This is a genomic window from Pseudomonas sp. NPDC089422, from assembly GCF_044749405.1.
Classification (GTDB): Bacteria; Pseudomonadota; Gammaproteobacteria; order Pseudomonadales; family Pseudomonadaceae; genus Aquipseudomonas.
The window spans coordinates 336,143-346,241 of the sequence record NZ_JBIVHW010000005.1; the positions used below are offsets into that span (position 1 = coordinate 336,143).

Annotated in this window: 6 protein-coding genes; 5 read left to right on the plus strand and 1 reads right to left on the minus strand. The window is 64.8% G+C overall.

Translation table 11 applies throughout. The annotated features are described in order from the left end of the window. Positions 1 to 38 precede the first annotated feature (38 nt). Entirely contained in the window at positions 39 to 1,673 is a 1,635-nt protein-coding gene (locus ACIPZ8_RS12220; protein WP_400723136.1) for a twin-arginine translocation signal domain-containing protein, read from the minus strand. Positions 1,674 to 1,850: 177 nt separating this feature from the next. Here ACIPZ8_RS12220 and pvdM point away from each other — a divergent pair, with 177 nt between their 5' ends. The 5 genes from pvdM to ACIPZ8_RS12245 all read left to right on the plus strand — a co-directional run bounded on the left by pvdM (position 1,851) and on the right by ACIPZ8_RS12245 (position 9,763). After that, positions 1,851 to 3,209, plus strand: coding sequence for a pyoverdine-tailoring dipeptidase-like protein PvdM (gene pvdM, locus ACIPZ8_RS12225; RefSeq protein ID WP_400723138.1), 1,359 nt, complete (start codon positions 1,851 to 1,853; stop codon positions 3,207 to 3,209). Then, entirely contained in the window at positions 3,209 to 4,498 is a 1,290-nt protein-coding gene (gene pvdN, locus ACIPZ8_RS12230; protein ID WP_400723140.1) for a pyoverdine-tailoring periplasmic protein PvdN, read from the plus strand. The genes pvdM and pvdN overlap by 1 nt, the downstream gene beginning before the upstream one ends. Positions 4,499 to 4,523: 25 nt before the next feature. Next, complete coding sequence (locus tag ACIPZ8_RS12235; RefSeq protein ID WP_400723142.1) at positions 4,524 to 5,378, plus strand: formylglycine-generating enzyme family protein; 855 nt, start codon at positions 4,524 to 4,526, stop codon at positions 5,376 to 5,378. 172 nt (positions 5,379 to 5,550) lie between these two features. Further along, complete coding sequence (locus ACIPZ8_RS12240; protein WP_400723145.1) at positions 5,551 to 7,209, plus strand: cyclic peptide export ABC transporter; 1,659 nt, start codon at positions 5,551 to 5,553, stop codon at positions 7,207 to 7,209. A gap of 85 nt (positions 7,210 to 7,294) precedes the next feature. Beyond that, a complete protein-coding gene (locus ACIPZ8_RS12245) occupies positions 7,295 to 9,763 on the plus strand; it encodes a TonB-dependent siderophore receptor (RefSeq protein WP_400723148.1) in 2,469 nt (822 codons plus the stop codon). The last annotated feature ends 336 nt before the right edge of the window (positions 9,764 to 10,099 follow it).

Below are 10,099 nucleotides of genomic sequence, written 5' to 3' on the forward strand. Positions count from 1 at the left end.
AACCTGTCATGGCGAGCACCTGCAAGCCATCACGCAACCTAAACCGACCTCTCCGGCAACCTCATATGCCGCGCATACCAAGGCCTGCGCGGCGTCCGCCGCAGCAACTCGCCCACATCCCGCTCGCCGCTGAAGGCAATACGCAACGCCAGCTTCATCGCCTCAACCTCCATCTCCCCAGCACCACCTCCGGCATCGGAAATCCCCCCACAGCCATGGGTCATCGGCCCAAGCCAAGGGTCGCCAACCTGCACCCAACGCCCCGGCGCAAACCACGACACGCCATTGACCTCACGCCGCTGCACTTCACCTGGGTGGGCGCGCTCGTGGGCCCGGTACCAGTCCTCGATGCGGTCGTCGATCCAGCCATGAAAGCGCCAGAACACAGGGTTCACATGGGACGAAAACGGGTCGCCGAGAAAGTCGTTTTCCTCCCGGAACCAGCGCGCCGCATAGTCCGTCTGGTTGCGATCGCCCATCACCGGCGCGCCGTTGGAGGGGTCGCGGGTGACGGTCGCCCAGCGCATGTGCAGCCAGTCATGGATGTTCAGTTCAACCTCCGAACCGAACTGCCCCAAGGTCAGGCGGCTGAGGTAATCCGGGTCCTGGTACTGCGACTCCCAGACCTGGAAATTGCTGAAGAAGGTTTCCGCCGCCTTGATGCCATGCAGCCACTGGCTCAGCTCTTCATCATTGGCCGCGACCCAGGCCGGCGGCACCGAGTTGCCGTCATGGTTTTCCTGATAGCGGATGAACCCCAGCCGGTCGTACTCGAGTTGCGGTGACGGCAGCGGCAGTTGCGCCCAGTTGGGCAGGTCTGGCTGAAGACTGCGGGCATGCCCCAGCATGTGCCGGTGCATGAAGAAGAAGTCTTCGCCGGAGCCATTAAGGTGTTTGCGCCGCCCACGTGCCCCCCGCTCGGCGTCACGCGGGCCGGGTTGCCAGCCGGCTCCGCGCAGGGCATCACGCTTATCGTCGTCCAGGCGGTGCCACTTGTCCCGGGTGGCATGCCACACCTGGTGGAACAGACGGTGCTCGGGGGAATTCAGCCAGGTCATCAACGCCGGCGCCAGCGGCGTGACCTGGCGCGCCTCGGGGAAGGCGCGCTTGCTGGCGACGAAGTGGTTGTCCGGCTCAGTACTCAGCAGGGACCGGTCAAGGCGGCGAATGCGCCCGGTCAGGGTGCCCGCGCCAGCGTTGCCCCAGCCAGCCCAGACCTCATCGAGCGTCGCCTCCAGCTCATGGCTCGGTGCTGATGCCCCGGCCGGCACCAGGCGCCAGCGGACCTTGCTGGCATCGGCGGCGACCAGTTCGCCGAGCACCCGGTAGCGCGGCTGATCATTGCCACGCAGGCGCCCAGCCGCGTCGATGAAGCCGCGTAGCGAGCGGCCAGTCGGGCCGACATCAAGCAGCATCTGCACGCCCTGCAGCGCCAGGCCGTCCAGGCCGGCCTCGGCGCCACTGAAACGCAGGTCCCAGATGCCGCGCAGCTTGTCGGCGATGCGCACGCCAGTCCCTGCGGCAGCCTCTACCGTGGCTTCGCCGGGGGTCTGCACTTCATCTTTGCCGAGTTTCTCGTCGTGGTCGCGCGGCTGGCGCGCATACCACGCTGCCGAACCCGCCGCGCCGGCAACCGCCAGCCCCACCATGAACCCACGCCTGGAAAACCTCATCGCCACATCCGTATCCGTGTCAGCCACGCCTATCGAGCTAGAACGAGATGCCGCGCGGCAAATTTACCGGCAGCACGCCGTTAAATTTCCCGCTGCCGCGCTCGTCCCTCCGTGACAGGCAAGCCCCGTGATCGCGGCTGCCGCAACCGCATCGACCCTGCAACCAACGGGATGGCAATGAACACGACACGCTTGCGCAAGGCCCCCTTCCTCGCTGCCCTGGCGCTGATCCTCGCGCTCGCGGGTGCCGCAGCCTGGTACTTCTTCATCTACCTGCCGGCCGGTTACCCGCGTGAGGTGATGAAACATGCCGAAGAACTGCAGGAGCGCATCATCTCCTTCGACAGCCACATCACCGTGCCGTTGAACTTCGGCACCGAAGGCAAGGAGGCCGACAAGGATGGCAGCGGCCAGTTCGACCTGGTCAAGGCCGGCCGCGGTCGCCTCTCCGGCGCGGCACTGACGATCTTCGGCTGGCCGGAAATCTGGAATGGCCCGAACGCGCCCCATCGCCCGACCGCCGCCTTCGTCGATGAAGCGCGCCAGCAGCAGGAGATGCGCTACAAGATCCTCACCGGCATGGTTCGCGATTACCCCAACCAGGTCGCCATCGCCTACACCCCTGCCGATTTGCGCCGCCTGCACGGCGAAGGCAAGTTCGCGATCTTCCTCAGCATGCTCAATGCCTACCCGCTGGGCCACGACCTCGATGCCCTGAACACCTGGGCCGCCCGCGGCATGCGCATGTTCGGCTTCAGCTACGTGGGCAACAACGCCTGGGCCGACTCCTCGCGCCCGCTGCCGTTCCTCAACGACACCCCCGACGCCCTCGGTGGCCTGTCGCCGCTGGGTGAGCAGGCCGTTGGCCGGCTCAACGACCTTGGCGTGATCATCGACGTGTCGCAGATGTCCACCCTGGCCCTGGAAGACGTCGCCCGCCTGAGCCGCGCGCCGATGGTCGCCTCCCACTCCGCCCCGCGTGCGCTGGTGGACATTCCGCGCAACCTCAGCGACCACGAGCTGCAAGCGATCAAGCACAGCGGCGGCGTGGTTCAGGTAGTGGGCTTCCCGGCCTACCTCAAGCCCCTGAGCCAGGGCACCCTGGACAAGCTCAATGCCCTGCGCAAGCGCTTCGACCTGCAGCCGCTGAACGGCCTGGCCAACGCCCTGATGCCGGGTGACGCGATCATCTCCATCTGGCCCGAGAAGAAGTTCGGCGAGTACGCCAGCGCGCTCTACGCCATCCTCGACGAAGAGCCCCGCGCCACGGTCAAGGACATGGTCGACGCCATCGACTACACCGTGCGCAAGATCGGCATCGACCACGTCGGCATCGCCTCCGACTTCAACGACGGGGGCGGCGTTACCGGCTGGATGAACGTCGGCGAGTCGCGCAATGTCACCGCCGAGCTGATCCAGCGCGGCTACTCCGACGCCGACATCGCCAAGCTGTGGGGCGGCAACTTCCTGCGGGTGTGGGAAGAGGTGCAGCGCCTGGCCAAGCCCGGTGCCAACGCTCAAGCGGAGCGTGGCTGATGAACGACCGTCGCAGCTTTCTCAAGCAGGCTGGCCTGCTCGCCGCCGCTCTGCCCCTGGCGGGTGGCTTTGCCCCATCGGCACTGGCGGCCACACCGGTGGCAAAACCCGGCCAGGGCAAATGGCAAGCTTTGCGCCAGCAGTTCGACCTGGACCCGGCCTACCTGCACTTCTGCAATTTCCTGCTGGCCTCCCACCCCCGCGTGGTCAGCGAGGCCATCGCCCGCTTCCGCGCGCGGCTGGACCAGAACCCGGGCGAAATGGTCGACTGGGACCGCGAGGAACTCTGGGGCCATGAAAACGACGTGCGCGCCTGGGCCGGTCGCTACTTCGGCGTGCAACCAGGCCAGGTAGCCCTGACCGGCAGCACCACCGAAGGCTTGTCGATGATCTACGGTGGCCTGCAGGTGGCGCCTGGCAAGGAGATCCTGGTCAGCGCCCACGAGCACTATTCCACCAACACCCGCCTGGCCTACCGCGAGCGGTTGATGGGCACCCAGGTGCGCCGCGTGAAGCTGTTCAAGGAGCCGCAGCTGGCCTCGGTGGATGAAATGCTCGGCAATATCCGCCAGGCCATCCGCCCCGAAACCCGTGTTCTGGGCATGACCTGGGTGCAGTCCGGCAGCGGCGTCAAGCTGCCGATCCGCGAAGTCGGCGAACTGGTGAAAACCTTCAACCAGAACCGCGACGAGCAGGACCGGATCATCTACGTGGTCGACGGCGTGCACGGCTTCGGCATTGAGGACGTGACCTTCGCCGACTTCAACTGCGACTACTTCATCGCCGGCACCCACAAGTGGCTGTTCGGCCCACGGGGCACGGGTGTGATCATCGCCCGCGAAGAAAAGCCACAACCGTACCTGGTGCCCAGCCTGCCGACCTTCACCAAGGGCGAGAACTTCGGCACCTTGATGACTCCCGGTGGCTACCACGCCTTCGACCATCGCCTGGCCCTGGGCAAGGCGTTCGAACTGCACCTGCAACTGGGCAAGGCCGATGTCCAGGCGCGCGTGCACCAGCTCAACGACTACCTCAAGCAGCGCCTCGCCGAGCACCCCAAGGTGCAAATGGTGACGCCACGCAGCAGCCAGCTTTCCGCAGGCTTCACCTTCTTCCGCGTCGCGGGCCGCGATTGCGATGCCGTCGCCCGCCACCTGATGACCAACAAGGTGATCAGCGACGCCGTGGACCGTGACGTCGGCCCGGTGGTGCGCCTGGCCCCGAGCCTGCTCAACGACGAAGCCGAGATCGACCGGGTGATGGCCATCCTCGCCCCGCAACTCGCCTGACCTTTCGCCTTTCAAGAGAACCGCCATGCACATGTTCAAGCCCCTGGCCCTGGTGGCCGCCCTGCTCGCCAGCGCCCCGGCCTTTGCCGCCGACGCGCACGCACCTGGCAAGACGTTCAAGGACTGCAAGGATTGCCCGCAGATGGTCGTATTGCCCGCCGGCAGTTTCACCATGGGCGTACCCGATGACGAAGTCGGCCGCCAGCCGGACGAAGGCCCGATGCACACCGTGACCTTCGCCAAGCCTTTCGCCATCAGCCAGTTCCAGGTGCAGGCCAAACAACTGCAGGCCTGGCAGCGCGAAGCCAAGGTCACCCTCCCCGACGGCGACGATCGCCCCGGCCGCCGTTGCACCAACGGCAAGCCCAGCTACCCGCAAGGCCCCGAGCAACCGGCGGTGTGCATCAGTTACGACGAGGTGAAGGCCTACATCGCCTGGCTGTCGAAGAAGACTGGCAAGCACTACCGCATGCTCAGCGAAGCCGAGCGCGAATACGGTGCTCGCGCAGGCACCAGCGGCCCGTTCCCGTTCCCCTTCGATGAAGGCAAGGAGTACAGCATCGCCCAGCATGCCAACACCTATGGCGCCGCCGACGGCTACAACTACACCTCGCCCGCCGGCAGCTTCCCGGCCAACGCCTTCGGCCTGTACGACATGCATGGCAACGTCTACGAATGGGTCGCCGACTGCCGGCACGACAACTATGTCGGCGCCCCCGCCGATGGCAGTGCGTGGATGGAAGCCCAGTGCGAGTACAACCACATCCGCGGCAACGACTACAGCGAAGCGCCGGTGTTCTCCCGCTCCGGCAACCGCAACTACCGCGAGCCCTATGTGCGCGGTGACTGGCTGGGCTTCCGGGTAGCCCGCGAGCTCTGAGCGACACCCCTCTGCGCGGTACCGCATGCGGTACCCGACTGGCCCGGGCGCACGGCCCGGGCCGGCTAAATCACAGCCCTCCTCACACGTCTTTTCACTGGGCAACCCGCCCATACGGTGCTCGCCGCGCGCAGCGCCGAAACCGCATCCGCGTACCCACCAGGAACTCACCATGAACCGATCGACCCCTGGCGCACTCCGCGAACTCCTCGGCCTGCTCAAGCCTTACCGACTGATCGTCGCCCTGGCCGTCGTGCTGGGGATCGTCGGCGGCCTGTGCATCACCTTGCTGCTCGCCAACATCAACAACCTGCTGCACGCCCCCGGCGCCATCACCTGGGGCGTGGTACTGGCGTTCGCCGGTATCTGCCTGCTCGCCCTGTGCGCCTCCATCGCCTCGGACATCGGCACCAACTATGTCGGCCAGCATGTGATCGCCAGGTTACGCCGTGACCTCGGCGAAAAGGTGCTCAGCGCGCCCATCGAGCAGATCGAGCGCTACCGCAGCCACCGCCTGATCCCGGTGCTGACCCACGACGTCGACACCATCAGCGACTTCGCCTTCGCCTTCGCCCCCCTGGCCATTTCCCTGTCGGTGACTCTGGGTTGCCTTGGCTACCTGGCCCAGCTGTCCTGGCCGATGTTCCTGATTACCGCCTGCGCCATCCTGCTCGGCACGGCCGTGCAGTACATCGCCCGCGTGCGCGGTATCCGCGGCTTCCATGCCGCCCGCGAGGCGGAAGACGAAATGCAGCGGCACTACAGCGGTGTCGCCTCCGGGGCCAAGGAGCTGCGCATCAGCCGCCCGCGTCGCCAGCGCATGTTCGACGAGCGCATCAGCCGCACGGCCAACTTCATCCGCGACACCCACATCCGCTCGATCAACATCTTCGTGGTCGCCAAGAGCCTGGGCTCGATGCTGTTCTTCGTGGTCATCGGCCTGGTGCTGGCCCTGCAGCAGGCCGAACTGATCACCGACCCCAAGGTCACCAGCGGTTTCGTGCTGGTGCTGCTGTTCATGAAAGGGCCACTGGAGCACCTGGTGTCGACCCTGCCCATCGTCAGCCGCGCACAGATCGCCTTCCGCCGCATTGCCGAGCTATCGACCCAGTTCTCGTCACCCGAACCGCACCTGCTGCTCGATGCCCCTGAAGTCCCCGACCGGCAGATCCGCAGCCTCGAACTGCGCAATGTGCGCTTTGCCTTCCCGCCGGTGGACGGTGCCGCGCCCTTTGCCCTGGGGCCGATCAACCTGCGTGTCGAGCAAGGCGACATCCTGTTCATCGTCGGCGAGAACGGTTGCGGCAAGACCACACTGATCAAGTTGCTGCTGGGCCTGTACGCCCCCCATGAAGGCGAGATCGTGCTGGACGGCCAGGCCGTCACCGCCAGCAACCGTGACGACTACCGCCAGCTGTTCACCACGGTGTTCGCCGACTACTACTTGTTCGATGACCTGCTGCAGGACGGCCAGGCCTTGCCCGAGGACGCCGGCAAGTACCTGCAGCGCCTGGAGATCGCCCACAAGGTGCAGATCCGCGATGGCGCCTTCACCACCACCGACCTGTCCACCGGCCAGCGCAAGCGCCTGGCGCTGGTCAACGCCTGGCTGGAGAAGCGCCCGGTGCTGGTGTTCGACGAATGGGCCGCCGACCAGGACCCGACCTTCCGGCGCATTTTCTACACCGAGTTGCTGCCGGAACTGAAGCGCCTGGGCAAGACCATCATCGTCATCAGCCACGACGACCGCTACTTCGACATCGCCGATCACCTGCTGCGTCTGCGCGATGGCAAGCGGGTCGAAGAAGAAATCACAGAATTTTCACATTGATTTTTCCGGTTCTGCGGCGCTGGTACGTCACATAAATGCAAATAAATCTCATAACCAATATATCTGCTAACACTTGAGTATCCGCATGACCATTACCACGGTTTCGCCGCTCGCCCGGGCGGTTCGCAGGAAAACACTGGCCATCCTCCCTCCGTCGCTGCTGGCCTGTGCGCTGGCAGCGTCCATGGCAGCGCAAGCCGAGCCGGTCGCGCTGGATATCCCTTCGCAAGGGCTGGTGGGGGCACTCAATACCCTGGCCAAACAGGCCAACCTGCAACTGCTGTACAGCCCGGACGCCGTGCACAACACCCCTGCGCCTGCGGTCAGGGGCAACATGGAGCCAGAGCAGGCCCTGCGCCTGCTGCTGCGCGACAGTGGCCTGACCTACCAGCTCGACGGCCATACCATCACCCTCAGCGGCCCGACTGACGGGTCCGCCCTGAACCTGGCCCCGGTCAACATCAACGGGCGCCAGTTCGATGCCACCACCGAGGACTCGGGGAGCTACACGTCCAACGCGGTGACCATCGGCAAGGGCACCCACCGCCTCAAGGACATCCCGCAGTCGGTCAGCGTGGTCACCCGCAAGGCGATGGACGACCAGCGCCTCGACACACTTGACCAGGTGCTGGAAAAGACCACCGGCATCACCACCTACCAGAGCCCGTCCGGCGGCAAGTACATCTACTCGCGCGGTTTCGAGGTGGAGACCATCCAGTACGACGGCGTGCCGCTGGACCGCCGCTATTACGGCATCGGTAGCAGCTTCACCTCCGATACCCTGCTGTACGATCGCGTCGAGATCCTGCGTGGCGCCAACGGCCTGCTGCAAGGCAGCGGCAACCCGGGTGCGGCCATCAACCTGGTGCGCAAGCGCCCGAAGGCCGTACCTTCGCTGTCGGTCACGGCCAGCGCCGGCTCCTGGGACACCTATCGCCAGACCGTCGATGCCAGCGGCCCGCTGACCGCCGACGGCCGGCTGCGCGGGCGCCTGGTCGCCGGCCATGAAGACCGCGACTACTTCTATGACACGGCGGAAAGCCGCAAGAACGTGCTGTACGGGATTCTCGAATACGACCTCAGCGACGCCACCACGGTCGCCGCCGGCGCCAGCGTCGAAGACCTGCACTCGACGCCCTACTTCGGTGGCCTGCCGCGCAACAAGGATGGCAGCGCGGTAAACGTCAGCCGCTCCACCTTCACCGGTGCCGACTGGAACAAGTGGAACAACAAGCAGACCACCTACTTCGCCGACATCACCCACGACTTCAACGAAGACTGGCGCCTGAAGGCCTCCGGCAGCTACATCCGCGAGACCAACGACATTTTCTACAGCTTCGGCCGTGGCGCCGTCGACCCGGCAACCGGTAGCGGCATGCAGTCGCGCGCCTACCTGTACGACTTCGAGAACATCAACCAGGGCGCCGACATCAACCTCACCGGCAAATGGCGCGCCTTTGGCCTGGAGCACGAGGTGGTGGTGGGTGCCAACGCCAGCGACCTGCGCACCGACGACCTGCAAGGCGGCCTGCTCAACCTAGGCCCGATGAACATCTACGACCCGGTCTCGCCGCGCGAACCGAGCCTGGATGAAATGCTCAACACCACCTATGCCGGCGTCTCCAAGGCCAAGATCCGCCAGAACGGCGTGTACAGCGTGGTGCGCTACAAGCTGGCCGAGCCGCTGACCCTGGTACTGGGCGCGCGCGTCAGCAACTACCAGTACGACTATGAACTGACGCGTTTCACCACCACTTCGCCAGACCCTTCGCACGCGAAGGAAACCGGCGAAGTCACCCCGTACGGTGGCTTCATCTACGCGCTGAACGATCAGTGGTCGGCCTATGTCAGCTACGCCGACATCTTCAAGCCGCAGACCGAACTGACTTCGGACCTCGCCCCACTCAAGCCGATCGAAGGCTCCAACTATGAGATCGGCCTGAAGGGCGAGCTGATGGATGGCCGCGTCAACACCAGCTTCGCGGTGTTCCGCGTCGACCAGGAAAACCGCGCCCAGTACGACTATGCCTCGCAGTGCGGGCAAGACGGTGAAACCAACTGCTACGTGGCCGGCGGCAAGGTGCGCGCCGAGGGCTTCGATGCGGAAATCAGCGGCGAAGTGCTGGCCGGCCTGCAACTGTTTGCCGGCTACACCTACACCTCGACCAAGTTTCTCAACGACCCGGGGGATGGCAGCACGGCTTCCGGCGCCACCTTCAACAGCTACACCCCACGCCACCTGCTGCGCTTCTGGGGTGACTACAACCTGCCTGGCGAGCTGAACCAGTGGACCGTCGGTGCCGGCGCCAACATCCAGAGCAAGAACCACAACACCAACCAGGGCGGTACCAACGGCATCGACAAGATCGAACAGGCTGGCTATGCCATCTGGAACGCCCGCGTGGCGTACCAGATCAACCAGAACTTCAGCGTCGCCCTCAACGGCAACAACCTGTTCGACAAGAAGTATTACTCTTCCATCGGTTGGTTGAACGCGAGCAACGTGTATGGTGAACCACGCAACTACACGGTGACGCTCAAAGCCGACTTCTGAAGCTGACGGTATGAAAAAGCCCCCTGGCGTGATGCGCCAAGGGGCTTTTTTATTGGGATTAGTAATCAGCGATGTGTTCTCCGAAAGATAAGGTCAAGGCTAACAGTTGCCTGCCTTGAGTTTTTGGTGGATGCATAAATCGAGCGCCGCCCGCGCGGCGCATCGCGGATAAATCCGCTCCTACATTTGTTGCAACGTGCCGAACCTGTAACGCCATGGTCGCCTGCCTTGGCGCATGGCTTGAGTCTTGCCAACCGGCTGACAACCATGGCCTGACAGGCATGGCCACGTTGCAACAAATGTAGGAGCGGATTTATCCGCGATGCGCCGCGCGGG